The following is a 25184-nucleotide window of genomic DNA, read 5'->3' on the forward strand; positions in this document are numbered from 1 at the left end:
AATATGAAAAAATCGATCATGAGAAAATACGCCAAATTGGCCGTGAGAAGCGGGGCAAACCTGCAAAAGGGCCAGGGCTGCGTGATCTCCGCTCAGGTAGACCAGCATGAGTTTGCCGAAATGGTGGTGGAAGAGGCCTACCGTGCCGGGGCAAAATGGGTCATGGTAAACTGGGGCGATCAGGCGGTGACAAAGCTCCACTACCGTCACGGCACCGTGACTCAGCTTTCCCGGGTAGAGGAATGGGAAAAGGCGAAAATGCAGTATATGGTAGATACCCTGCCCGCCATGATCCACATTGATTCCTCTGACCCTGACGGCTTAAAGGGCGTCAATATCGCGAAGCTGCAAAAGTCCAGCGCCGCCAGGGGAACGATCATGAAGCCCTTCGAAAAGAAAATGGACAATAAAAACCAGTGGACTATTGTCGCCGTACCCTCCAAGAAATGGGCGAAGAAGGTGTTCCCGGAGGATCGCGCCAGCGTAGCGGTGGAAAAGCTGTGGAACGCCATTTTGCATTCGGTGCGTATCACAGCGGAGAACGACCCTGTGGCCGAGTGGGAAAAGCACAACAAGGCCCTGGCGGAGAAGTGCGAAAAGCTCAATGCCCTTCATCTGGACTACCTCCACTATGAAAGCAAAAACGGTACGGACTTTAAGTGCTGGCTGATTCCCGAGGCCCGCTGGCACGGCGGCGGCGACACGCTGCCTAACGGCATTTTCTACAACCCCAACATGCCTACCGAGGAGGTTTTCATTTCCCCCAGGAAGGGCAAGTGCGAGGGAACGCTGGTGGCCACCCTGCCGCTGTCCTATCAGGGAAACCTCATCGATAAATTCTCTGTTACCTTTAAGGACGGCAAGGCGGTTTCCGTAAAGGCTGAGAAGGGCCAGGAGCTTTTGGAGCATATGATCAAGATGGACGAGGGAGCCTGTATGCTGGGCGAGCTGGCCTTAGTGCCGGACGATTCTCCCATTTCCAATTCCGGTATTCTGTTCTACAACACGCTTTTTGATGAAAACGCCGCCTGTCACGTGGCTCTGGGTATGGGCTTCAATGAGACCGTGGAGGGCTTTGAGAACATGACCGATGAAGAGCTCAAGGAATTGGGAATCAACGATTCCATTATCCATGTAGACTTTATGGTAGGCAGCAAGGAACTGAACGTCACCGGGTACACCAGGGACGGAAAGAAGGTACAGATCTTCAAAAACGGCAACTGGGCTATTTGACCGATCTAAGGCAACACCGGGATTTTTCCGGTGCTGCCTTCCGTGTTTTTATCATCATTGTGAAAAGGAGCTGCTGCAATGAAAAGCTACAGCGATAGTTACAAGGCGGCGGGTGTGGATGTGACCGCCGGGTATCAGTCCGTGGAATTGATGAAGGAGCATGTCAGGCGCACCGTAACTCCCGGCGTGGTTTCCGGCATAGGCGGCTTCGGCGGCCTGTTTGCCCCGGAATTTTCCGGCATGAAAGAGCCGATCCTGGTTTCCGGCACAGACGGCGTGGGCACAAAGCTCAAGGTGGCCATGCTGATGGAAAAGCATGATACTATCGGCATCGACGCGGTGGCCATGTGTGTAAACGATGTGGTGTGCTGCGGCGCGAAGCCCCTGTTTTTCCTGGACTATATCGCCTGCGGAAAAAATATTCCGGAAAAGATCGCGCAGATCGTGGCGGGAGTGGCCGAGGGCTGCGTACAGTCCGGCTGCGCCTTGATCGGCGGGGAAACTGCCGAGCACCCCGGCATGATGCCGGAGGAGGATTACGACCTGGCCGGTTTTACCGTCGGCCTGGTGGACAAGCCCAGGGTCATCGACGGTTCCGGGCTTCAAGCGGGGGACGTGCTGTTGGGTGTGTGCTCCTCCGGCGTTCATTCCAACGGCTTTTCCCTGGTGAGAAAGGTGTTTGGGCTGAATGAAGCCAACATCGGTAAATATTATGAAGAGCTTGGCGGCACTTTGGGCGAAACCCTGCTCACGCCTACCCGCATCTATGTGAAAGCGGCCCTGGCCGCCATTGAGAAGGCGGAGGTAAAGGCCATTTCCCACATTACCGGCGGCGGCTTCTATGAGAATATTCCCCGCATGATGAAGCCGGGGCTGACAGCCCGGGTGGAAAAATCGGCCATTCCGGTCCTTCCCATTTTCCCGCTGCTGCAAAAGGCGGGCAATATTCCGGAGCACGATATGTACAACACCTTTAACATGGGTGTGGGCCTGTGCATGGCAGTGTCTGCGGAAACCGCCCAGGCGGCGCTTTCTGCTATCGAAAGCGCCGGGGAAAAGGCTGTGGTGATCGGCGAGGTGACAGAAGGGGAAGAGGGGGTCTTGCTGTGCTGAACATCGGTGTGCTGGTGTCTGGCGGAGGAACGAACCTGCAAAAGCTGATCGACGCCCAAAATGCCGGAGAACTCCAAAACGGCATTCTTCGGGTGGTGATCGCCAGCAAGGCGGACGCCTTTGCCCTGGAGCGGGCGAAAAAGGCCGGGATCGAGGCCATCGCCCTGTGCAGGAAGGACTATCCCGATGTGGACGCCTACAGCCAGGCGCTGATCGACGCCCTGTGGGAGCGGCAGGTAGAGCTGGTGGTGTTGGCTGGTTTTCTCACCATTACGGGAGAAAACTTTGTCCGTGCCTTCCCAAACCGCATTTTGAACGTTCACCCGGCGCTGCTGCCTGCCTTCGGCGGCAAAGGATACTATGGGCTTCACGTCCATGAGGCCGTGCTGCAAAGGGGCGTGAAGGTCACCGGCGCCACGGTGCATTTTGTCAATGAAGTCTGCGACGGCGGGCCGATCATTCTCCAGAAGGCCGTGGAGGTCCGGGAGGGCGATACCCCGGAGACTTTGCAAAGGCGGGTCATGGAGGAAGCCGAATGGAAGCTTTTGCCCCAGGCGGTTTCCCTGTTCTGTGGAGGAAGGCTCACCGTGGAAAACGGTGTGGTTCATTGTAAGGAAGCATAAAAGGAAAGGAAGAGTTTGATGAAGCCAGTCAGTCTTTATGAAGATCTCAGCTCCAATTCTTACCCCGGCCGGGGGATCGTGATCGGCAAAAGCGAGGACGGAAAAAACGCGGTGATCGCTTATTTCATCATGGGCCGCAGCACAAATTCCCGGAACCGTGTGTTTGAAGCGGAGGGAGAAAACCTGCGCACCAAGGCTTTTGATCCCGCCCTGCTGTCCGATCCCTCCCTGGTGATCTATTTCCCCGTGCGCGCCTATCCGGGCGGCCAGATCGTCACAAACGGCGACCAGACCGATACCATCTATGACTTTTTACAGGCGGGAAAAACCTTTGAGGACGCTTTGCGAACCCGCACCTTCGAGCCGGATCCGCCGATTTTCACCCCCCGGGTCTCCGGGATTGCAGAGCTTCAAAACGGCGATTTCTCCTACAAGCTGTCCATTCTGAAAAGCACGGACGGCGATGAGGGCTTTGCCCAGCGCCAGTTCTTTGAATATGCTCCGAAGCCCGGCCTGGGCCACTTTATTCACACCTATCAGGGAGACGGGAACCCGGTGCCCTCCTTTGAAGGCGAGCCCACCCCGGTCACGCTTTCCGGCGATATCGATACCTTTACCGGAAAAGTCTGGAACGCCCTGAACGAAGACAACAAGGTTTCCCTCTTTGTGCGGTACATTGACCTTGCCACAGGTAAGTACGAAACCCGTATCGTCAATAAGAACGGTTAAATAATGTGCCGTCTGCTGAAAAGCGCCCTTGTTCTTCTCTGACAACCAATAACTAACCTCTGAAGGAGCGATCAAGATGACCGAAATGGAACTGAAATACGGCTGTAACCCCAATCAGAAGCCCTCTAAGATCTTTATGAAGGACGGCTCGGAGCTTCCCGTTACCGTCTTAAACGGCAAGCCCGGCTACATCAATTTTCTGGACGCCTTCAATTCCTGGCAGCTGGTCAAGGAACTGAAAGCGGCTACCGGCCTTCCCGCGGCGGCTTCCTTCAAGCACGTCAGCCCTGCCGGTGCGGCGGTGTATGTGCCGCTTTCCGACACCCTGAAAAAGATCTATTTTGTGGACGATCTGGAGCTTTCTCCCATTGCCTCCGCTTACGCGGCGGCCCGGGGAGCCGACAGAATGTCCTCCTATGGCGACTGGGCTGCTCTTTCCGACGTGTGCGATAAAGAAACCGCTGCTCTGCTGGCCCGGGAGGTTTCCGATGGTGTGATCGCCCCCGGCTATACGAAGGAAGCGTTGGAAATCCTCAAGACAAAGCGCAAGGGCAATTACAACGTGGTACAGATCGATCCCGAATACGTTCCCGCCCCCATCGAGCACAAGGACGTGTTCGGCGTTACCTTCGAGCAGGGCAGGAATGAGCTGAAGATCGACAGCGAGCTTCTGAAGGAGCTTCCCACGAAAAACAAGCACCTCACCGAGGAAGCCAAGCGGGATCTGATCGTGTCCCTCATCACCCTGAAATATACCCAGTCCAATTCTGTCTGCTATGTGAAAAGCGGCCAGGCTATCGGCGTGGGCGCCGGCCAGCAGAGCCGTGTTCACTGCACCCGGCTGGCGGGAAATAAGGCGGATAACTGGTATCTGCGCCAGTGCCCCAAGGTTTTGAACCTGCCCTTTAAGAAGGATATTCGCCGCCCGGACCGGGACAACACCATTGATGTGTACATTTCCGATGAATACATGGACGTGCTGGCGGACGGCCAGTGGGAGAATTTCTTCACCGAAAAGCCGGAGGTCTTTACCCGAGAGGAGCGCCGTGCCTGGCTGGATACCATGGCAGGCGTAGCCCTGGGCTCAGACGCGTTCTTCCCCTTTGGTGACAACATTGAGCGCGCCAGAAAGAGCGGCGTGGAATTTATCGCCCAGCCCGGCGGCTCCATTCGGGACGACAACGTGATCGCCACCTGCGACAAATACGATATCGCCATGGCGTTTACTGGGATCCGGCTGTTCCATCATTAAGAACTTTGCCGTGATTTTCGCGCCCAACGATCAGGGCTTTCGGGAAAAGGAGGAACGACCATGGCAAGCGCTTTGCTGCGAAATTTGACAGGAAAGGTCTGCACCGTTTCCATGTCTATCAGCCTGTCGCCTTATGTGGGAAGGATCATGGCGGTAGAAGAGGACTGGCTGGAGCTGAAGCAGAAAGACGGAACGCTGCATTATCTCAATATCCCAAGAATCCAGGAAATTCAAGTGATGCCTGAAAAAGTACAGGAGCAATGGAGAGAAAAGCTATGAAAATTTTAGTCATTGGCAGCGGCGGCAGAGAGCACGCCATCGTCCGCAAATTAAAGGAAAGCCCCAGGGTGGAAAAGCTGTACTGCGCTCCCGGCAACGGCGGCATCGCCATGGACGCGGAGTGCTGCCCCGTGGGGGCCATGGACAAGGAAGGGATCCTTGCCCTTGTGAAAGAAAAGCAGATCGATTTTGTGTTCGTCGCCCCGGACGATCCTTTGGCCGCCGGTATGGTGGACTGCTTAGAGGCCGCCGGGTTTCCCTGCTTCGGCCCCAATGCCAGGGCGGCCCAGCTGGAAGCCAGCAAGGTGTTTTCCAAGGGCCTGATGAAGAAATACGGGATCCCCACGGCGGAGTATGAAGTGTTTTCTCAGGCGGAGAAGGCCTTGGCCTACATCAGGGAAAAGAATACTTATCCCATCGTCATCAAGGCGGACGGCCTGGCGCTGGGGAAGGGCGTTATCATCGCCCAGAATGAGCAGGAGGCACGGGACGCCCTGCACTCCATCATGGAGGATAAGCTCTTCGGCGATTCCGGCTCTGAGGTGGTGGTGGAGGAATTCCTCACCGGCCCGGAAGTGACCGTGCTGGCCTTTACCGATGGCGAGGCCATGTGCCCCATGGTTTCCTCCATGGACCACAAGCGGGCTTACGATGGGGACAAGGGCCCCAACACCGGCGGCATGGGCACCATAAGCCCAAACCCCTTCTATACGGAAGCGGTGGCGGCGGAGTGTATGGAAAAGATTTTCCTGCCCACCATGAAGGCCATGAACGCGGAAGGAAGAAAATTTAAGGGCTGTCTCTATTTCGGCCTGATGCTCACTCCCGGCGGCCCCAAGGTCATCGAATACAATTCCCGCTTCGGCGACCCCGAAACCCAGGTGGTGCTGCCAAAGCTTCAAACAGATCTTGTGGAAATCATCACCGCCGTGGCGGAGGAGCGCTTGTCAGAGCTTACCATCGAGTGGTCTTCCCAGCCCTGCGCCTGCGTGATCCTGGCAAGCGGCGGTTATCCCGGCAGCTACCGGAAGGGCCTTGAAATTCACGGCCTCCTGGAAAACGGCCAGGTGGACGGCACAACGGTCTACCATGCCGGAACCAGGCTGGAAAACGGAAAATTCCTCACGGCCGGCGGCCGGGTGCTGGGCGTTACCGCAAAGGGTGAGACCCTGGAAAAAGCGCTGCAAAACGCCTATGCCGCCGCGGAAAAAATCAGCTTTGAAGACGTCATATACCGAAAAGATATCGGCAACCGGGCGCTGGAAGTGAGGTAGCAAAGGAGAACGATCGTTATGGATAAAAATTTGGCTTGGGAAAATGTTTTGTTGACGGATTCCGGATTTTTTGATCCATTTGATTTGAGCAGGCCGCTCGCCCCTATTGTAGAGCGCTTTACCACTATGGTAGCAAAACCTTTTTCCAAGGCACGTATTTTATTTATTCCTGCTGCTGCTTGTGATGAAGAGTCAAAAAAGCTTGCTTCTATTCTGTATTCTGAGCTTATCTGGCTAGGCTTCTCTTCGAAAAATATAACTACGTATATGCTGGATAAACCCCTTCCCTTGGAGGAAGCTTTAACCTATGATATTCTGTTTTTGACAGGCGGCTGGTGTGAACATCTCCTTAAACTTATCAAAAAGACTGAATTTGTAGATGTTGCCAGAGCCTTTGTGTTTGCTAATAAGGTTTACGTGGGGGTAAGCGCTGGAAGTGTCATTGCTACTCCCAACATAATGGGGACTTTTGAGCAACGACCTAGCCTTGATACGAGCGGCCTGGGTTTGGTTTCCGCATACATAGATTGTCATTGTGATATGCAGCCTGGCCTAGTGCAAAAGACACTTGCTTTTCCTCATATATTGCTCCACTTTAACCAGGCGCTGGCTGTCAATAGCAGTTCCTATGAGCTGATAGAAGCTCCTGCGACTTCGCAGAATATAAACTGGTCCTCACCGCCAACTGTTGGTGAAGAGATTTTTCAACTGAATAACTCTACGGAGCTGTATCAATACAACTAAAATAGGGAGGGAAACTAACATGAAAGCACCCATCACATTTGCTATTTGCGGCTTTGGAGACAGGGGAAGCACCTATGCTTCCATGCAGAAGCTGTTTCCTGATAAGATGAAGGTCGTTGCCGTGGCGGATCTGAATCCCCGGAAGGTGCAAAAGGCAAAAGAGCTTTACGATATTCCGGAGGAAAATTGTTTTTCTTCCGGGGAGGAAATGCTGGAGCACGGGAAGCTGGCGGACGTCATGGTGGTTTCCACCATGGATCGCCAGCATGTGGGCCACGCCATTCCCGCGCTGAAAAAGGGCTACCATATTATGATGGAAAAGCCCATTTCCCCGGAGCTTTCCAAGTGCCGGGAAATTTTGGAGGTGGCAAAGGACTGCCCCGGCAAGATCATCGTGTGCCATGTGCTGCGCTATACCACCTTCTATAATACCCTGAAGGATCTGATCTCCGGCGGGCGGATCGGAGATGTGGTTTCCATCTGCGCCAACGAGAATGTGGGATATTGGCACCAGGCTCATTCTTTTGTGCGGGGCAACTGGCGGAATTCCAAAGAAACCAGCCCCATGATCCTGCAAAAATCCTGCCATGATATGGATATCCTCACCTGGCTTTTGGGGAAAAAATGCAAAGCGGTCTCCTCCTTCGGCGGTATTCAGCTGTTCAAAAAGGAATGCGCTCCCGAAGGGGCTACCCCTTATTGCCTGGGCGGGTGCAAAGCAAAAGAGCACTGCGTTTTCGATGCGGAAAAGATCTATATCACCAGCCCGAAAACCGGCAGAGCCACCCATAACGACAACTGGATCACCTCGATCCTCAGTGTGGAAAACACGGTGGAAAGCACCTATGAAGCGCTGAAAAATGGCCCTTACGGCCGCTGCGTCTATCATTGTGATAACGATGTGGTGGATCACCAGCAGACAATTCTTCTCATGGAAGACGGCTCCACCATCAGCTTTACCATGTGCGCCTTTACCGAAAGCTGCTACCGCTATTTTAAGGCCATGGGAACAAAAGGGGAGATCGAAGCGGATATGATTTCCAACGTGATCCATATCCGGGAATTCGGCAAGCCGGAGGAAGTGATCGATGTAGGGAAGCTGGCTTCCGACCTGAAGGGCCATGGCGGCGGCGACAGCGGCATCGTTTCCGACTTTTTGGAAATGCTCTTAAACGGCAGCGAAGCCACCGAGCGCACCACCACCCTGGAAAATTCCATGGAAAGCCACTTTATCGCCCTGGCGGCGGAGGAGTCCCGCTTAAACGGCGGAAAGGCCATCGAGCTGGAAAGCTTTAAGAACGGAAAGTAAAAAACAGCCGGGAACCTCCATGGCAAGGTATGCTTTAGAAGTTTCCGGCTTTTGCTGTAGAAGGGAGGGAATCATATGGAAGATACTGCCGCCGGGAAGGGTCTGGGTTCTTTCCAGCTGAAGCTGATTGCCATAGCCGCCATGCTGGCCGATCATTTGGCCTTTGCCTTTTTGCCTGCCGGAACGGTTCCGTATTTTATCCTGCGCTTTTTCGGCAGGCTCACCGGCCCGCTGATGTTTTTCTGCGCGGCCCAGGGGTACCGCCACACAAGAGATCTGAAGCGGTATCTCCTTCGGCTTTTCCTTTTCGCGCTTCTCAGCTATGTGCCCTTTGTTCTCTTCAGCGCTCAGGGGGAGCGTGCCAATCTGAATTTTCTGAGCCTCAGCGTGATCCACACGATCCTTCTGGGCGTGCTGGGAATTCATGTTCGCCACAGGGTGGAAAATCCGGTGCTGAAGGCGCTTTTGCTGGCGCTGCTGTTGACGCTCAGCCTTCCGGGAGATTGGGGCGGGATCGGCTTTGTGATAATCCTTGTGTTTGATTTCTTTTACGAAAGCCCCTCCGGCCAGAAAATGGGCTATTTCCTGATCGTTCTGTTTGGCGGCGGTGTGCTGTTCTTTTTAACCTCTCCCATCATCGACCTTTTGACCACGGGCATCTGGCTGACGGATTTTTCCTATTTCCTTTCCGGGGGCATTAACCTGGGAATGCTTCTGCCCCTTTGGTGCATTTCCCGCTATAACGGAAAACCGGGTACCGATAAGGCCTGGACAAAATGGCTGTTCTATGTGTTCTATCCCGCCCACCTGCTGCTGATCGCCCTGATCCGGTTTTGGATCGCCCGGTAGGATCACAGGAACCAAAAGCGGCCTTCCTTTATAAACTGAGAAGGAAGGGGAAAAGTCCCCTGAAAATTTCCAGTTTCTTGATTAAAGCTCCCAAAGTCAGGCAAAACTAGAAGTGAAAACGCCTGAACCGGAGAGAGGAAGGTCAGAATTGTGATAGTCCATCGAGGAGATATTTATTATGCGGATCTGAGCCCCGTCGTGGGCTCCGAGCAGGGCGGCGTTCGCCCGGTGCTTATCGTGCAGAACGATGTGGGCAACAAATTCAGCCCCACCGTCATCGCCGCGGCGATCACCAGCCAGCACGATAAGGCGAACCTGCCTACTCATATTGAAGTAAACGCGGAAAATACCGGTCTCTTAAAGGATTCCGTAGTGCTTCTGGAGCAGGTGCGCACCATTGATAAGCACCGCCTCAAAGAAAAAATGGGCCGCCTGGATACCGGCTCCATGAATCGGGTAAACCAGGCCCTTTCCATTAGCTTTGGCCTGCCTACATAGGCCAAAGCGAAGGAAACGGAAATCGGTTCCCCAAAAGCAAGGGCGCGCAGAGCTTCTGCGCGCCCTTGTCCTTTCGGAAAGCTTCTTCCAATGGGAAATTTTCGGCATAAAAAGAGTTCCTGAACCAAAAAGATTTCTCTTGCAGTTTCCCAGCCGGTGCATTATAATAAACAGGTCAGCCATCAGGCTGATCCCCTGCGGGTATGGCGGAATTGGCAGACGCGCCAGATTTAGGTTCTGGTGGTACCCCCGTGCAGGTTCAAATCCTGTTACCCGCACCAAAAGGAGACAAAAGCAATTTAGAGGCTTTTGCCTCCTTTTTTATGCTCCAAAACTCTATAGGTGAAACAAAAAGCGTGGGATAACATCTTAATCCACGCTTTTTGTGTTCTTTAATCTATGGGAAATCCCTAATAAGTCACTAATAATCATGTTCAGTAGAGGGAAAAAGAGAAATTAATATCACTAATTTGTAGGTTCTACTTGAAAACGCTCGAGCAACCCACTATAATGTAAGAAAGGAAGATCCTCGTGAAGTTGTCCCTGTTGGAATCAAAAATTTTTGGCAAGGTATGTTATGGCTTTCGGCGTGACAAGAACAAGCGGATAGAAATAGTTGAGCATGAGGCCAAAATCGTGCGGGAGATATTTGCCCTTTGCCTGTCAGGAAACAGTTTGGAGAAAATCCAGGAGCATTTACGCAAGCAAGGTATTCCTTCTCCATCTGGAAAAGCGATGTGGAGCCGTGACGTGCTGAACAAGCTGTTAAACAATTATAAGTACACGTTTGGCGTTATCGACCACGCCACTTACTTTGCTGTGGAAGAAGTGAAATCAAATCGGTGCAAAAATCCCAATTGGAATATTGAGGACGATGAAGAATGGAACGAGCAAGTCAATCTGAGCTACTATGGGCCTACGCGATAACGAGGGATGAGTATGCCAAAAGGCTAAGTGAAAAATCGCTGCTCAAAGCGGAAGACCTGGAGTTTATACGAGACTGTATCTTCGAACTTATCAACCGTGGGGAGGCCAACATTCATGACCCGAAGGAGGAGCAAAGACTTCAAGCGGTTGTAGAAAAGTATTTATATCCTGAAGTTGAATATATCTCACTGACAGATATCGCAAAGCGTTTTGATTCAGAGAATCCAAGTTATGTGATTCAAAGCTGGCTACGCAGCAGGAATACGATTGCATTTTTAGGCCAGTGGGAAAGAGAAAACAATCCCAGCTTTGACGAGCAGGCTTTTCAGCAATTACTCGTTGATGTTCGCTCCCCCTCCTATACCTTGACTCCTGCCAGATGGATCGAAAGGGTAAATGCTGCTGGGATTATCTCTAAGCGAGGAAAGAAGGGGGGCACTACGGCTCATCCTTTCATAGCTTGTGATTTCGAGATGTGGAATGATGTGGCATTTCGATACAGAGTAATATCTATATTTGGTTAACAGAAATTTGTATTTTTAAACTCCAGGCATCTTAAAATAAGAATCAGCATTTCGCTTCAAGCCAAACCATTAAGTAAATTATCAGGGTGGAATTTATGGATAAAATCGTAAAGACTGGCTTAAAGATCGACTTACACATTCATTCCTGTTTTTCAGCTAAAAAGGATGGAAAAAAGGTCAAGGACAATACGATTCAAAATGTGCCCGTGCTTATAGAAAAGCTAACAACGCAAGGTGTCAATATTTGTGCAATTACTGACCATGATAGTTTTTCATATGAAATGTATTCTACTCTTAAATCCGCTGAGACTCAAAATGGCTCAATCTGCAAGGTTCTCCCAGGAGTAGAGTTTTCAGTTACCTTTGAAACAGAGGATTCTTCGCCAAGCACAGTTCACATTGTGACAATTTTCTCCGACGAGAAACCACAAAAAGTCCAACTGTTGGAATCTGTTTTAAATACAATACCTCCTGATTTGAATGGGACTTATTCCGAGGAATGCTTTTTACGGGTACTCCGCGAAATCGATTTAGATACGATTCTAATTGCTCATCAAAAGAATTCTTTAGGTAGTCGTAAGCCAAGAAAACATGATGCAAATTCATTAGGGGATGCAAAATTTCATGAATTTATCTATTCAGACTATTTTGAGGCGTTTGAATTTAAAAATCGCAAAAATGAAGTCTTAAACAAAAATTACCTTGTTCAAACAAATCTTGATGAGAAAGTCACTTTTGTAACCGGAACAGATTGCCACGATTGGAGTGTATATCCCAAAGAAGACACTTCCGATTCTTTGGTTGAGTTTCCATATACATTTGCAAAATGCCTTCCAACTTTTAAGGGCTTAGTAATGGCAATTACAGATTCCTCTCGCCTAAAAATGGTTAATAGTTTTTTCAGCCCGGATAAATTTTCGTTAGAAAGTTTATCCTTCAAAACCAGGAATAAAGAACTTTCTATTCCTCTTTCTAAAGGAATTAATGTTATTATCGGAGATAATTCAATAGGTAAATCGTTATTACTACATTCCATAACAGGATTTGAAAAAAACGGAGACGCCCTTGCACCTGCAATAAAAAAAGGGTATAAGAGTTACTTAAAACGAAACAGTTTGGTTATTCCAAAGAAACTATCTATTGAGAATATTTTTTATTTTGATATGCAAGGTGAGATTCGAGCGAAGTTTGAAGAAAACCACTTAGATGCCACTGAATTTCTTTCAAGATACTTCCCTCCAAACATTGATGAGCAACCTTATAAACGTCTTGTCGAAAATGAGCTCAATCGTATGATTGATTATTTGACTAACAAGTTTTCTATAGATGCTGAAATCCACAATCTTGCTTCCTTTACAATTGCTGTTTCGGATAAACCCTCAGAAAGCTTGGTCTTTAGTCACAATCTTCGCTCACATAAAGTAGAAACAAAGCAATTCATTGATATCATTTCAAAGATTGACGAACTGGTTATTTTGTTAAATCAGATGACGGATTTGCAGGTAGATGAAGATGATAGGACATATTTTGAAACGCAACGTGCCAACATATTGAAAATGCGGTCAAAATACCAAACACGCGCCAATGAAATAAGTCTAGAAAACCAACGTATAGAAGCCATAGCCAAATCAATTCAGAATGTGGCCTCACGCCATAATAGAAGTATTTCTGATAGGCAAAAGAAACTTGAATCTTTTGAGAGCAATACGAACACCCTCAAAGAAACTGTGATTTCTATACTTAAAAAGCTACAAAAACTTCAGCGATATTCACCACACATCGAAGAAGTCTCAATTGCACCAAACACCAATACAATTTTTGATTATCAGTTTATATCTCGTCTAAATGTTGATAAATTGAATACAGAATACTTCTTGTCACATATCGCTAAAGTGATTCGGTCTAAGTCATCTATTGATTGGGAGACTATTACCGAAAAGAAACTTAGAGATATTCTTTTGAAGTATGATGAGTCCAAACCAGTTCTACAATTTTTTAAAGAGGCAATGCTTGACAGTATAGAGAATGATTTTCTGCCCAAAAAAGCCATAATTTATCAAGGAATGGACAAATCAGATGAGTTATCTTCGGGTCTCAACTCCAAAATATATTTTGACCTGCTTTCCTATGAAAACACCAGAGATGGAATCTATATTGTCGATCAGCCAGAGGATAATGTTTCTCAAACAGCGATAAAAACTTACTTATTGGCTCGATTTAAAACGATGGGAGAAAATCGGCAAATAATTATGGTTACGCATAACCCTCAGTTTATTGTCAACCTTGATGTTGATAATATTATTTATATTTTCCAAGATGGAGATGGGTTCAACGCCTATTCTGGCGCGTTAGAATATGCAGATGATACCTATAGCATTCTTGATATCGTCGCTAAGAATATAGATGGTGGACTAGATTCAATTAAAAAGAGGTGGAAACGCTATGAAAAGATTACTGCGATTTGAGTTTCGGCAGAACTCTTATATTCTTCTTGAAAATGAAAAAACAGTCTTTTCCATTAACGCAAGAGACCTCAAATTCAATGCGTTACAATTTTATAAAGGAGTATACTCCGAAAAAGGTATATCTACCAATATAGAAATTGAAAACCGTGTTGATGATTCAGATAAAACAGGCAAGTATGTATTCGTGTGGTTACTTGAGATAGTCCAAGCCATATCTGAAGCTTTGCCAGAAGAAAATAGTGATAGTGAAGATATTACCCCTTCTGAAAAGAATAGTGAAGAATCTCTACCATCCAAAATTATTCCCTTGTTTGAGTTTGCAGCTTGTGCAGGAGATGGTTTTTTCAATGATGACACTATTCCCCATACAGATTATTCCACTGATGTTATCGAGGCAGATTATGCGGTGACTATAGCTGGTCATAGCATGGAACCGACTATCCAAGATGGCGCGGTTGTGTTAGTAAAGAAAGTTGATTGTCTTGAACACAATGAAATCGGAATATTTATTGTTGATGGATCAATTATGTGTAAGCGGTATGTCAAAAAGGGCCGGGGGGTTCTTTTGTGTCCAGATAATCAATCAGGCGAATATTCTTCTATAAAGGCATCTTCAGTAAACTCATGTATACTACAAGGAAAGGTGCTTGGGGTATAAGCATAAATCCTTCAGCAAAAGATGTACCGTGGGATTTTAACTTCCCAGAATTGTCATATGTGGTAATATTTTGTGAGAGTTCGAATGCATACCTTGATTGGGCAAAAATATCTTTTTGGTCGTGGGTTCACAGACCACTGTGCCGAAAGCTCAGCGCAAAGCGCTGAGCTTTCGGCAATTTGCGAACCACAGGTTTTCTGAAAAAGTTGATCGAGGAAAAGAAAAAAGAAAGAGAAAGGAAACTTGCAATGAAGATCGAATTTGAAAATATCAGCCTTCGGGATATGGAGGAGTCCGATATTGAGGATTATGTGCGCTGGTTTACCACTGAAACAGAATGGTCGAAAACGGATGCCCCGTGGGAGCCGGTTGAATCGGACGAAGAAACTGAACGCGCATCCTGGCGTGACTATTATGAATCGGTAAAAGATCTTTCCGATGAGACCCGCCGCTGGAGATTTGAAATCGAATGGAACGGCAGGCATATCGGGTGGGTAAGCTCCTACTCGATTGACGAGAATTACAACTGGATCGGCGAGGTTAGAGAAGGGCAGACCGTTTACCGCACGATTGGCATTGATATTTGCGAGAGCGACGTTTGGGGAAACGGGATCGGCACCAACGCCCTCCGTGCTTTTATCAAGTACAACCTGGAAAACGGCGTGGACGAGCTTTACACACAAACCTGGTCAGGCAATGTCCGTATGCTCCGCTGTGCCGAAAAGCTGGGCTTTCAGGAGTGCGGCCGCAGCATCGGCACACGGGAGGTCAATGGGCGGAAATACGATGGGCTGACCTTTCAGCTGAAACGAGAGAAATAAAATTAAAAAAGCCAGGAAAAAGGAACTGCTGCAAAACACTCAATTTTGCGGCAGTTCCTTTTTTAGAAATACAATGAGCAATTAGCAATGTAGGGCAAGAACGGGTCGCTAAATTATAGTTTAGCGTCCTGATTCCGCTATCACTATTGTCATTCTGAGGAACGAAGTGACGAAGAATCTCGTCCTTAACACCAGGGTAAAAGGGCAAAGGACGAGATTCTTCACCGAGAAAGCAAGGCGCGCCTTGCTTTCTGTTCAGGAATGACAGGTGGAAAGCGAGCAGCGTACTCACTAAATTCCAATTTACCTGCTTGCTTGTGGTCGGGCCGGAAGCTATCCTCCCACACCAGGCAGCTTCACGGGTTGCCGCGACGCCTCGCCGCTAAATTCCAATTTATCGGACTGGTTTCCCCCCTTGTCATTGCTGAGCAAAAAGCGAAGTAAATTTCGCTTTCCCAGCGAAGGATCTTGACCTTATTTTCTGGGAAAAAGCCAAAGGACGAGATTCTTCACTTCGTTCAGAATGACAGGAGGGAGGTGAGTAGATAACTGATAAATTCCAATTTAACAGGCATTACAGGCATTGCTTACACCGCCTGTGCTCTTGCCCTTAATTGCTCATTTCTCATTGCCTTTCCTGCAATTCCTGCAAGAGCTGCCACAGCTGCTCGGGGGTAGCGTCGGTGCTCAGGCGGGCCGCAATCTGATAGCCGTCCCAGGAAAACGGAAAGCGGTGCTGGAACTGTACGATGCCCCTTTTCCAGTATTCCCGCAGGTCCTGCTCTGTCAAATTGGAAATATCTCCGGCAAAATTGTACTCCTCCCAGAGGTCCAGGCCGAAATCGGGATTTTCCCGGTAGATATCCCAGCCAATGACCGCATGGCCGGAGGCGGCTGTATCGTAAGCCAAAAGCACCGCGACAGGAATACCGTTTTGCAGCCTCACTTCGCTGGCGGTGGGGATTAGCGATGGGCAAAGCTCCGAATCCACAGGGTAATAGCCGGCAAACGCATTGGGAATTTCCGCCAGCGTTGCCCAGGTATATTCATCGCCCTTTTCCTTCGCGAAGGCTTCTACCTCAATCGGGCGCCGCAAAAAATGCTCCAGCACGGCAAGTATATCCTCCGCGGGAATCTCTTCACTGCCGTAAATGCGGTACCAGAGCTTTTCTTTTTGGAAAGTCAGGCATTTTTCCGTTTCCGCACTGCCAACGGCGACGATCTCGGTTCCCTCCTGCCGGGCGAGGTACTGCCCAAAGTGAGAGGCGTACTCGTCCACACCGGGAAAACGATTCAGCTTTTCCGAAACAGAAACGATCAGGAAATTTTCTCCATAGCCCCAATCCGTCGTGTGAACTAGCTTCCAGCTTAGGGAGAGCTCTTTGAGCCGGTTATCCTCTTCAAAAAAAGCGCCGCAGGTAAACTGATAGCCGCCATGCAGGGCGGGGATTACCTCGGCCTCTTCCAGCTCCTGCCGTTTTGTGCTGAAAAAGCGCTCTCCTGAGGTAACGGTTTCGCAGATATCCCGGATCATGCCGAAGCTCGGTTCCTCTTTGGGGGAGGGAGCATTTTGAAAATATTCCCGAGGTGTGATCGCCGTTTCCCCTTGGGAAGAGACAGCTTCGCTGCTGCTGACTTTCGGCGTACTGGCATTGGGAAGGCCCGCGCTGCCGCAGGCGGCACAGCAGCAAACCATGGCGGCGGCGGTCATCAGGCCGAGAATCTGTACCGCAATGCTTTTGATTTTTCGCATGACATTCCTCCTGTGACTATTTTATCAATTATACAACGCAAATGGAAAAATCACTGACCTTTTCTGAAAATAATTTTCCTATTTTACATGTCCTGTGGAGGACAAGAGGCCGTATGCTCAATATCCGCCCGTATTGGCTTGTCCCTGAAGAGCTTGTATTAAACTTTGTGATTTTCAGATTGACAAACAACATTTTTTGCGTTATATTTTGGCAAAAGAACAATTTTTATCAAAATGATATTTTTGAAATGGAAAATTGTCTTAGAAATTCATCTTGGAAAAGCTTTTGTATGGATTCTTGGGATTTGCTATAGTGAAAAAGGAGAATGAGAAGTATGAAAAAATTTCAAAAAGCTCTGGCTGTACTGCTTTCAGCGGCGCTGCTTCTGCAGGCGGTTCCCCTGCGGGCCATGGCGGAGGAAGCTGTCTCTTCCGCCGCAGTGCAGGAAGCAGAGAAAATAGCGCTTCCTACAGATTTTGTAGAGGAGAAGTCCCTCGAAGCCCAGGTGGTGTACGAGGAAACCGAACAGCGGAGCGCGGCGGAAAAGCATTTCCGTTTAAGCGACGGTTCTTTTGTCGCAGCTTCTTATCCCGGCCCGGTGCATTATGAAACCGAGGACGGCGCCTGGGAAGAGATCGATAATACGCTGTCGCTCTCTCAGGCAAGCAGATATTCCCTTGGGAGAATCAATGCTCCGGGTATGTACGAGGCTAAAAATGGGGAAGAAACAAAGCGCTATTCGTCTGTTCTGCGTCCTGACGAACCCCTCTTTTCTCTTGCGAATCAGGACTATAGCTTCGGATTGGCGCTTTTGCGCCCGGATACGGCACAGACACTTGTGACGGATAAAGCGGTAAAGCCGGAAGAGGGCACCGCGGAGGATAGCGCGGAAAGCTCTTCCTCCTCAGAGCCGGAAGAAACCTCCGAACCAAGCGAAAGCTCAGATGCGAGCTCCATGATATCAGAAGGCGAGAGCGTTTCATCACAGCCCGAACGCTCAGAACTGCCCGGCTTCGATCAGGATTTGAACAGCGAAGAAGAGATTCAGGAAGAGTCTGTTTCCACTTTTGCCGAAGAAAAGGACTTCCCGGTTTCATCCGCTCCGTCCTCCCTGGAGGAAAAGGAGGAAACGGAATCCTCTGCGCCTTCTGCCGGCCAAGGCGCTTTCGATGAAGAAACTTCCCTTCCTTCTGATGCTCCGGAAAGCACCGCTCCGGAAGGCTCTGAGCCTGTGGCTTCCGCTCCGGAAGAGGACAGCGCCACCGAGCTGCCGCCTGCGGAGAGCGGCAAGGAAGAAACCACCGCTGCCGCTATGGCGGCCAGCGTTTCCGCGAAAATCGAAAATCCGAAAGGCGCAAAGCCCGGCGCGGCCCTTGCCCCCGGAAACCAGATCAACAGTGTTGGAGTAACTGACGATACCGAAGCCGCGTCTTCCCTGGAAGACCAGCTGCAGCCGGAAAAAATATCCTCCAAGGTGACCTATGAAAACGTCTGGCCCGGGGTGGATTTGCAATATTACAACTACGGCTATAACGTCAAGGAAAGCATCATTGTCAGGCAGCCGCAGAAAAGCTACCGGTACAGCTTCCTTTTGAATTTAGAGGGCCTTACTCCCGTTCTGCGGGAAAGCGGCAGTGTTGACCTGCTCGATGAGAACGAGAAGATCCTCTACCAAATTCCCGCCCCTTATCTGGTGGACGCCGGCCAAAGCGTTTCTTACGACGCGGCTTATGAGCTGGTCCACACCACAGAGGGCTATGTGCTGACGGTAGAAGCCGCCGCGGAATGGATCAACGCCGAGGACCGGCAATTCCCCGTTACCATAGACCCAACGCTGATCCTGTACGGCAGTGATTTCGGAAATTCCTTTACAGCTACCTGTGTAACCACAGAAAAACCGAATACTCCAGGTTCCGGTGTGGAAAGCCTGTACATAGGCCATGGGACCACCGGTGATGAAATGCAGGTCTTTTTCCAGTTTGCTTCTCTGCCTACCATACCTGCCAACTGCAATGTGGTCAACGCGACTCTGAACCTGTATCAGCACACCTATAGCCAGGTGGGGCTGAACCGTATTTTTGTGCAGGCCCATGAGGTGACGTCCGCGCGGCCTTCCAGCTATGGGTCAAACGCCGAGTGGATCAGAAACATAACCTGGAACACCAAGCCGTCCTTTAACCAAAACATTACCGAGGCTTATGCCCGCATTACAGAGGCGAGCGAAGGCAAATATATCTCCTGGGATATTTCCCGCCTGGTAAGCAAGTGGTATCATGATCCCGCGGCAAACTGTATGCTTGCCATGGACGCTATTGGGCCCGATAAATTCAGCTCTACCCAGTGCGGCACCGGCATTTTCTGGATGAATATCAATTCCAGGCCGCTTTTTTTGATCCATTATCGAAACAATGTGGGCCTGGAAAACAGGTTTACTTATCAGACCTCTTCTGTTGGCAGAGCGGGTACAGCCAATATCGGCGATTATTCCGCCCAGCTTACCCTGGCAAATACCCTGTTTTCCAGCAACAGCGAAGCCATGCCGTTTTCCCTGGCGGCGTATTACAATTCTCCTTACCGGGGCAGGTATTTTACGGCCAATAATGGCTTTGGCGTCCATACCGCCAACTATGCCAATATGTGCGTGGGCTCCGGCTGGAAGCTTTCCGTGCAGGAAACCGTTGTAAAAATCACGGTAAAAACCAATAACGCTTCTACAGACTACTATGTGTATACCGACGCCGATGGAACCGAGCACTATTTTGAAGCCCCTTCTTCGCTGAGCGCTTATAAAGATGAAGACGGGTTGGGCTATACCCTGTCGGTTTCCGGTGCCATTTCCACGCTGAAGGACGAAAAGAACAACAAAAAGGAATTTTATAACGGCTACCTGACGAAGCAGACCGATAGAAACGGCAATGCGATCTATTACCTTTACAACGACAATACGGCCTACAGCTCGTCAAGCCCTTTCAGCCCGTCTTCCACCGCCTGGAAGCCGAAAGCGGGGCAAGCCAACCGGGTCACGCAGGTTTGGCAGGTAAACGATAACGGCAGCGCCGCCGGTGTGCAGAGCCTGGTCTGTAAGCTGACGTACTCCGGGAATTTTGTGAATAAGATCACCGATGCCAGCGGGCGGGCTTATACCTTCCAGTATGCCGCCCCGGCCTCCGGCGCGCAGCTGCTCAGTAAAATCACATTCCCGGACGGGCATTCCGCCCAGTACGGATATTCCACCGACACGGATCTTCTTATAAAGATCTATGATGAGGAATCAAAGTCCGGGTTGGAGCTTGCCTATGGATCCAGCTTTAAGAACCAGTATGTACACAAGGCTCACGAATATATCGCCTCTACCCTGAACGGCACGCAAACGGTGGGAAGCACCTGGCACAATTACTCTCCCAGCCTGCAGCAGAGGCTGTATCGGTTTTACGGGCAGGATCGTACCGAGAATACAAACGATGACATTACCACCCGCTATACCTTTGACCTGGCAGGCCGAACGGTCAATGTGGTAAATTATAATTCCAACTGGACGGAAATTCTGGGGACCTCCGCCCTTACCTATACCAAAAACCAGGGAACCAATAAAACCAACAACCGCGTGACCGGCGCGGCGGCTTCTGGTATTGCGGCGGTGAACCAGCTTCAAAACGGCGGTTTGGAACAGGTCAATTACGGTTGGGTACATCAGGCGAGTACTGCCAACTCAGGCTCATTGATTTGTGAGAATATAAGCGAAACAAGCAAAACGATCCTCCCCCGAACCGGTAAATATCTGATGAAGCTGCGCCACTCTCCGACCGCGGTTTCCACCACCGGTTCCGGTTCGATATCCTCCTGCTTTCAAAGCGTGTATCTGAAGGCGAGAACTACCTATGTGTTTTCGGGTTATGCCAATTCCTCCGGGATCACAGGTTTTGGAAAAGACGGAGGAATGACGCTCAGCTTCAATGATTCCACCGGAACGGAAGTTCTTGCCGAAAGCAAACTGCTTGACTATGCTACCTCCACAAAAATTGAATCAGGGTGGACCCGCTTGCAGGTCAGCTATAGGCCAAAAACCAGCGGGAACTATCGGATCTGTGCAACTTTAAAGAATGCGTCTGAATACGGGGCTTTTGACGATTTTCAGCTTGAAAAGGTTGTCATTCCATTTGGCAGCGTGCTGTTAGAGAAACAGGGGGCAGCCACCACTGTAAATCTGGTGCAATTTGGAGGCTTGGAAAAGTGGGTTTCCTCCGATACTTTGTCAACAGTCCCCATTTCAAAATATTGGACTTATCCGGATTCCCGCGTGTCTCCTGTCACTTTAAGCGGCGATGACGCCCGCCGCGGCGTTGCGCTTCAGATGCTGGGGCACCCGGACGCCAAAAGGCGCGCTTATCAAACGGTTTCCATCAATCGAAGCTCCAATACCACCTACATGCTGTCCGCGTGGGGAAAGGCGCGCTCGGTAACAGACGGCGCGCCGGTCAGCGACTTGTCCGGTGACAACGATACGCCACAACGCTTTTTCGGCATGATCGCTAAAATTCTGTATTCCGATACCACCACGCCGGAATATCAGTATGTTTCCTTTAACCCGCAGTTTGACGGCTGGCAGTATGCCTCCGGCTTTATCGTACCCAAGCGCGCCAATAAAACGGTAACCAGCATTACCGTTTCTCTCGCGTATGATTACAACGTAAATACCGCCTGGTTCGATCAGGTTTCTTTGACCGAAGAGCCCGCGCAGACCTATACCTATGACAGCAACGGCAAGCTGAAAACCGTTACCACCTCCGCGCAAAGCACCGATACCTATACCTACAGCGGCCCGGATCTCACAAAGCTGGTTTCCGCGTCCTCCGGCACGTTCAATTATACCTACGACAGCAGCCACAACATGACAAAGGCCACGAACGATGGTGTGAATTTGACCGCCGCCTACGACCCGGCGGGAAACAACACCTCCGCCAAGCTGCAAAAGGGAACAAGCGGCGTTTATATGCAGAGCAGTGCCGCGTATACCTCCAATAAAAATCACCCGTCCTCCATTACAGACGTAAACGGTATCACCACCGGCTATACCTACGATGGCCTGGGCAGGGTGAGCACGGTGAAAACGCCCTATGCGGGAGGCACCCTGACCGTGAACCAGCAATATGTGGCCGGAACAAACGATAAGGTCAGCAATACCTATGTTTCCGGGGCGATCTCCCTCTCCAACAAGTATGACAAAGGGGAAATATCCTCCGTCATGCGGAAAAGCTTCCAGGGAACCACGCCGCAGTGGCAAAAGTATCTGACGCCCAGAGACGACTGGGGAAATGTGACAACGGTACAGGTGCAAAGCGGAAATCATGCTTCTCTGGAAGGTGATGTAGTGTGGGAGTCTCCAATCACGCTTGCGTCGTACTATTATGAGCCGAATAACGGCCCCCTGTTTCAAACGGTCTACGGAAACGGCGATATAGATGAGTACTATTATGATATCTTGGGCCGCCCGGAATCCATATGGCATTACACAGATGATTTATTTGATTATGAAGAAGCGCTCGGCTATGATTCTTATGGAAATGTCGCCCGAAGCACGGTGTTTGATGAGTCGGATAATTTAAGCGCGGAATATTTCTATGAGTATGACAGCTTGGGCCGCCTGATCCGAAGTGAGCAAAGTGGAGATCAGGTGACAGCCCTCAGAACTCAGCATAAATATGACGCGCAAAACAGGCTTTCCTCCCAGTCCTGGCAGCTTCCCGGCTATACGCTGTGGGAAACCTATGCTTACAATAACGCCAACGGCACCCTGAAAAGCATGGAGCTGGGTACAGGCCGCTCATTGACCTTTGGGTATGATAACCTGCTCCGCTTGCAATCGGAAACCCTGGAAGGGATCTACCAGCGGCGCAGGAACTACGGCGAAACCACCACCGCAAATAAGGAAACCAACCGGCCCAACTACTTTATCTATTACAAGCCGGACGGAACCACAGTGAAGCTCGGCTACCGTTATCTCTATGACGCCGCCGGGAATATCAAGCAGGTCTATAGCCGGGAAGGGGAAAATGCCCTTGCATTGGAGTCCAGTTACGAGTATGATAAGTTCGGGCAGTTGACTTGGGCGTATACCCTCTCAAGAGCTGAGTCCTACACCTATGACACGGCAGGAAATATGCTGAGCCGTACACAGGGGAGTACCACAATAGATTATAGCTATGAAAACAGCCAGTGGGGGGATCTGCTTACTTCCTACAGGGGTCGGAAGATAGCCTATGAGGGTCAAAGCTATGACATGGCTACTAACAGTGTTACCGGAACGCCGGTCAGCGGAAACCCCGTCAACTATTGTGGATCCGATGCTAAGCGTTGGGAGATGACGTGGAAAAACGGCAGATACCTGTCGAAAGTAAAATCTGGCGCAAGAATCGCTACCTATGAGTACGATAAGAACGGCCTGCGCACCAGCAAAACGTACAACGACACAAGGTACGATTACGCCTATGCCGGGGACAAACTGGTGTGGCAGGGCTGGGAAGGCAATGAAATGTACTTCTTCTATGACAATACAGGCGCCCCTATTGCTTTCTGGTATTTTCCCGATGGAGGAAGCCGGGTAACCGGGTATTATTTTACGAACGCTCAGGGAGATGTGACCCGCATAGAAGACCCCAACGGCAATGTGCTGGCGTCATATTCCTATGACGCCTGGGGCAAAGCATATAAAAGCTCAGGGAGTATGCGAAATATCAATCCCCTGCGGTTCAGAGGATACTATTACGATACCGAAACGGGCTTTTACTACCTGCAAAGCCGCTACTACGACCCCGTTGTTTCCCGTTTCATCAATGCAGACAGCTACGCCTCCACCGGCCAGGGTTTCCTGGGCTACAATATGTTCGCCTACTGCGGCAATAACCCGGTGAGCAGGGTAGATGCTGATGGGAATAAATATACGATGGTCAATGATAATGTATTCGGTGGAGGCGGTGCCGGTTTAATTGGAATTTTTGGACTTTGGGCTCTTGCTCAGAGTGCACAGAATGTAAAATCTCAGCCTTTAGCAAAAGCAACAACTGATAAGCCACCTGAGGAGAAATCAAAGACTTACTACCATGTGACCACGGCTGGGAATGCTGCTGCTATTATAGCAAGTGGGCAGTTAAGAGGTAGTGGTTGGGAAGGAGGATATGTTTTCGTCTGGGAGAAGTATCCTAATGAGCAAGCTATCAAAAATAGTGGCGCAAATTATGGTCAAGGAAAATCGGGTGTTATCATTTCCATTGAAACAAATGCGGCATTTGAAGAAGATAAAGGCATAACAGATAAAAAAGCAAAATCATGTGGACCGCTTAGAAGCGTTTTAATTGGGCCAGTTTCAGTTCAAAATACGAAAATTGTAGGGTGGTATTAGTGAGAATTGAGAGTGTTGAGATAAGCAGCAGTGGATATATGCGCTGTAAGTCAGAATTCTACACAGTTGAAGATGTAACAACCAGGGCAAATACCTACCATTTCTTTCCTGGTATCAATGCTTTATATGGAGAATGTGATTCCGGTAATTGGGGAATCAGTTATTTGTTGTCTATGTATCAGCACGAGCGATATAGTCGGAAGCACATTATCAATTCACCGCTGATTGCCAAAGTAAACGGCGAAACCGTTCCCCTGGAACAGATTTGGGATATATCCTGTTACATGGTTTCCGGCATGGATCCCTTGTTTGCTTCCAGAAAAACAGTGCGGCAGCTGGTACAGAAAGCCATCAACAAAAATCATCTCTCGGAATCTGTAGAGGATATTCAAAGGATATTCCATATAGAAAATGTTAGATTTGATCGTCGTATTCAGTACACAGGGCATGAAGTGTTTCGAATGATGGCGGCAATAGGATATTGTAATGGGAAAGAAATCTTTTGCTTTCCGTGGATGAGTGAAAGCCGGTTTGATGCTTTTACCGGTCATCTTGCTGATACGCTTCGCATTTTGGATTCCCTGAATAAAATTGTAATCCTGCCAGTATCAGAGGCTACTGATATTGATGCGTTTTGGCGAACTTCCTCCGGTAGTGAAATTTTTCAAAAGTACTGGAACGACAGCAGATTTCAGGATTTTTATACCCATACTGAGGCCAAATAATCTGATCAATA

General features: G+C 49.6%; 19 protein-coding genes and 1 tRNA gene. 19 read left to right on the top strand and 1 reads right to left on the bottom strand.

Annotated elements, in window-relative coordinates; translation table 11 throughout:
- Positions 1–3 precede the first annotated feature (3 nt).
- The 17 genes from U8T64_RS12755 to U8T64_RS12835 all read left to right on the top strand — a co-directional run bounded on the left by U8T64_RS12755 (position 4) and on the right by U8T64_RS12835 (position 15298).
- A complete protein-coding gene (locus tag U8T64_RS12755; RefSeq protein WP_322184063.1) occupies positions 4–1233 on the top strand; it encodes an aminopeptidase in 1230 nt (409 codons plus the stop codon).
- Between the two features lie 78 nt (positions 1234–1311).
- On the top strand, positions 1312–2346 hold the full coding sequence (purM, locus tag U8T64_RS12760; RefSeq protein ID WP_322184065.1) for a phosphoribosylformylglycinamidine cyclo-ligase: 1035 nt from the start codon (positions 1312–1314) through the stop codon (positions 2344–2346).
- Complete coding sequence (gene purN, locus U8T64_RS12765) at positions 2340–2969, top strand: phosphoribosylglycinamide formyltransferase (protein WP_322184067.1); 630 nt, start codon at positions 2340–2342, stop codon at positions 2967–2969. The genes purM and purN overlap by 7 nt, the downstream gene beginning before the upstream one ends.
- Before the next feature lie 18 nt (positions 2970–2987).
- The gene (locus U8T64_RS12770) at positions 2988–3698 is read left to right on the top strand and encodes an IMP cyclohydrolase (protein ID WP_322184069.1); all 711 of its coding nucleotides are present in this window, start codon (positions 2988–2990) and stop codon (positions 3696–3698) included.
- Positions 3699–3774: 76 nt separating this feature from the next.
- Positions 3775–4950, top strand: coding sequence for a phosphoribosylaminoimidazolecarboxamide formyltransferase (locus tag U8T64_RS12775; RefSeq protein ID WP_322184071.1), 1176 nt, complete (start codon positions 3775–3777; stop codon positions 4948–4950).
- A 60-nt stretch (positions 4951–5010) separates the two neighbouring features.
- Entirely contained in the window at positions 5011–5229 is a 219-nt protein-coding gene (locus U8T64_RS12780; protein WP_322184073.1) for a DUF6897 domain-containing protein, read from the top strand.
- On the top strand, positions 5226–6503 hold the full coding sequence (gene purD / locus U8T64_RS12785) for a phosphoribosylamine--glycine ligase (RefSeq protein ID WP_322184075.1): 1278 nt from the start codon (positions 5226–5228) through the stop codon (positions 6501–6503). The genes U8T64_RS12780 and purD overlap by 4 nt, the downstream gene beginning before the upstream one ends.
- 18 nt (positions 6504–6521) lie before the next feature.
- A complete protein-coding gene (locus tag U8T64_RS12790) occupies positions 6522–7247 on the top strand; it encodes a Type 1 glutamine amidotransferase-like domain-containing protein (RefSeq protein WP_322184077.1) in 726 nt (241 codons plus the stop codon).
- 19 nt (positions 7248–7266) lie between these two features.
- Positions 7267–8556, top strand: coding sequence for a Gfo/Idh/MocA family protein (locus tag U8T64_RS12795; RefSeq protein ID WP_322184079.1), 1290 nt, complete (start codon positions 7267–7269; stop codon positions 8554–8556).
- Positions 8557–8631: 75 nt separating this feature from the next.
- Positions 8632–9405 carry a TraX family protein gene (locus tag U8T64_RS12800; protein WP_322184081.1) on the top strand — a complete coding sequence of 258 codons (774 nt, stop codon included), beginning with the start codon at positions 8632–8634 and terminating at the stop codon, positions 9403–9405.
- Positions 9406–9555: 150 nt separating this feature from the next.
- Positions 9556–9903: a type II toxin-antitoxin system PemK/MazF family toxin gene (locus U8T64_RS12805; protein WP_322184083.1), complete on the top strand. Its 348-nt coding sequence runs from the start codon at positions 9556–9558 to the stop codon at positions 9901–9903.
- Between the two features lie 197 nt (positions 9904–10100).
- Positions 10101–10184: transfer RNA gene (locus tag U8T64_RS12810), tRNA-Leu, on the top strand.
- A 250-nt stretch (positions 10185–10434) separates the two neighbouring features.
- Positions 10435–10830, top strand: coding sequence for a recombinase family protein (locus U8T64_RS12815; protein ID WP_322184085.1), 396 nt, complete (start codon positions 10435–10437; stop codon positions 10828–10830).
- A complete protein-coding gene (locus tag U8T64_RS12820) occupies positions 10785–11354 on the top strand; it encodes a KilA-N domain-containing protein (protein WP_322184087.1) in 570 nt (189 codons plus the stop codon). The genes U8T64_RS12815 and U8T64_RS12820 overlap by 46 nt, the downstream gene beginning before the upstream one ends.
- Positions 11355–11449: 95 nt before the next feature.
- Entirely contained in the window at positions 11450–13819 is a 2370-nt protein-coding gene (locus U8T64_RS12825) for a PHP domain-containing protein (RefSeq protein ID WP_322184089.1), read from the top strand.
- Entirely contained in the window at positions 13797–14477 is a 681-nt protein-coding gene (locus U8T64_RS12830) for a S24 family peptidase (RefSeq protein WP_322184091.1), read from the top strand. Before U8T64_RS12825 ends, U8T64_RS12830 begins: the two co-directional genes overlap by 23 nt.
- Before the next feature lie 248 nt (positions 14478–14725).
- Positions 14726–15298 (top strand): GNAT family N-acetyltransferase, encoded by a 573-nt coding sequence (locus U8T64_RS12835; protein ID WP_322184092.1) that lies wholly within the window; start codon positions 14726–14728, stop codon positions 15296–15298.
- A gap of 625 nt (positions 15299–15923) precedes the next feature.
- Here the strand turns inward: U8T64_RS12835 and U8T64_RS12840 are convergent.
- Positions 15924–17051, bottom strand: a complete 1128-nt coding sequence (locus tag U8T64_RS12840) for a hypothetical protein (RefSeq protein ID WP_322184094.1) — start codon at positions 17049–17051, stop codon at positions 15924–15926.
- 335 nt (positions 17052–17386) lie between these two features.
- Between U8T64_RS12840 and U8T64_RS12845 the strand changes: the two genes are divergently transcribed.
- Together U8T64_RS12845 and U8T64_RS12850 are read left to right on the top strand one after the other, a co-directional pair.
- Positions 17387–24448, top strand: coding sequence for an RHS repeat-associated core domain-containing protein (locus tag U8T64_RS12845; protein WP_322184095.1), 7062 nt, complete (start codon positions 17387–17389; stop codon positions 24446–24448).
- Positions 24448–25173, top strand: coding sequence for a hypothetical protein (locus tag U8T64_RS12850; RefSeq protein WP_322184097.1), 726 nt, complete (start codon positions 24448–24450; stop codon positions 25171–25173). The genes U8T64_RS12845 and U8T64_RS12850 overlap by 1 nt, the downstream gene beginning before the upstream one ends.
- Positions 25174–25184: the final 11 nt, after the last annotated feature.

Source organism: Neglectibacter caecimuris, assembly GCF_034335015.1.
Lineage (GTDB): Bacteria > Bacillota > Clostridia > Oscillospirales > Acutalibacteraceae > Acutalibacter > Acutalibacter caecimuris_A.

Bases quoted from the DNA above. Each gene is read 5' to 3' on its own strand.
- U8T64_RS12825 (WP_322184089.1), top strand. From the start codon at position 11,450: ATGGATAAAATCGTAAAGACTGGCTTAAAGATCGACTTACACATTCAT.
- U8T64_RS12770 (WP_322184069.1), top strand. From the start codon at position 2,988: ATGAAGCCAGTCAGTCTTTATGAAGATCTCAGCTCCAATTCTTACCCC.
- purM (WP_322184065.1), top strand. From the start codon at position 1,312: ATGAAAAGCTACAGCGATAGTTACAAGGCGGCGGGTGTGGATGTGACC.
- U8T64_RS12830 (WP_322184091.1), top strand. From the start codon at position 13,797: ATGAAAAGATTACTGCGATTTGAGTTTCGGCAGAACTCTTATATTCTT.
- U8T64_RS12775 (WP_322184071.1), top strand. From the start codon at position 3,775: ATGACCGAAATGGAACTGAAATACGGCTGTAACCCCAATCAGAAGCCC.
- U8T64_RS12835 (WP_322184092.1), top strand. From the start codon at position 14,726: ATGAAGATCGAATTTGAAAATATCAGCCTTCGGGATATGGAGGAGTCC.
- U8T64_RS12820 (WP_322184087.1), top strand. From the start codon at position 10,785: ATGGAACGAGCAAGTCAATCTGAGCTACTATGGGCCTACGCGATAACG.
- U8T64_RS12755 (WP_322184063.1), top strand. From the start codon at position 4: ATGAAAAAATCGATCATGAGAAAATACGCCAAATTGGCCGTGAGAAGC.
- U8T64_RS12800 (WP_322184081.1), top strand. From the start codon at position 8,632: ATGGAAGATACTGCCGCCGGGAAGGGTCTGGGTTCTTTCCAGCTGAAG.
- U8T64_RS12840 (WP_322184094.1), bottom strand. From the start codon at position 17,051: ATGCGAAAAATCAAAAGCATTGCGGTACAGATTCTCGGCCTGATGACC.
- U8T64_RS12795 (WP_322184079.1), top strand. From the start codon at position 7,267: ATGAAAGCACCCATCACATTTGCTATTTGCGGCTTTGGAGACAGGGGA.
- U8T64_RS12845 (WP_322184095.1), top strand. From the start codon at position 17,387: ATGAAAAAATTTCAAAAAGCTCTGGCTGTACTGCTTTCAGCGGCGCTG.
- U8T64_RS12780 (WP_322184073.1), top strand. From the start codon at position 5,011: ATGGCAAGCGCTTTGCTGCGAAATTTGACAGGAAAGGTCTGCACCGTT.
- U8T64_RS12790 (WP_322184077.1), top strand. From the start codon at position 6,522: ATGGATAAAAATTTGGCTTGGGAAAATGTTTTGTTGACGGATTCCGGA.
- purD (WP_322184075.1), top strand. From the start codon at position 5,226: ATGAAAATTTTAGTCATTGGCAGCGGCGGCAGAGAGCACGCCATCGTC.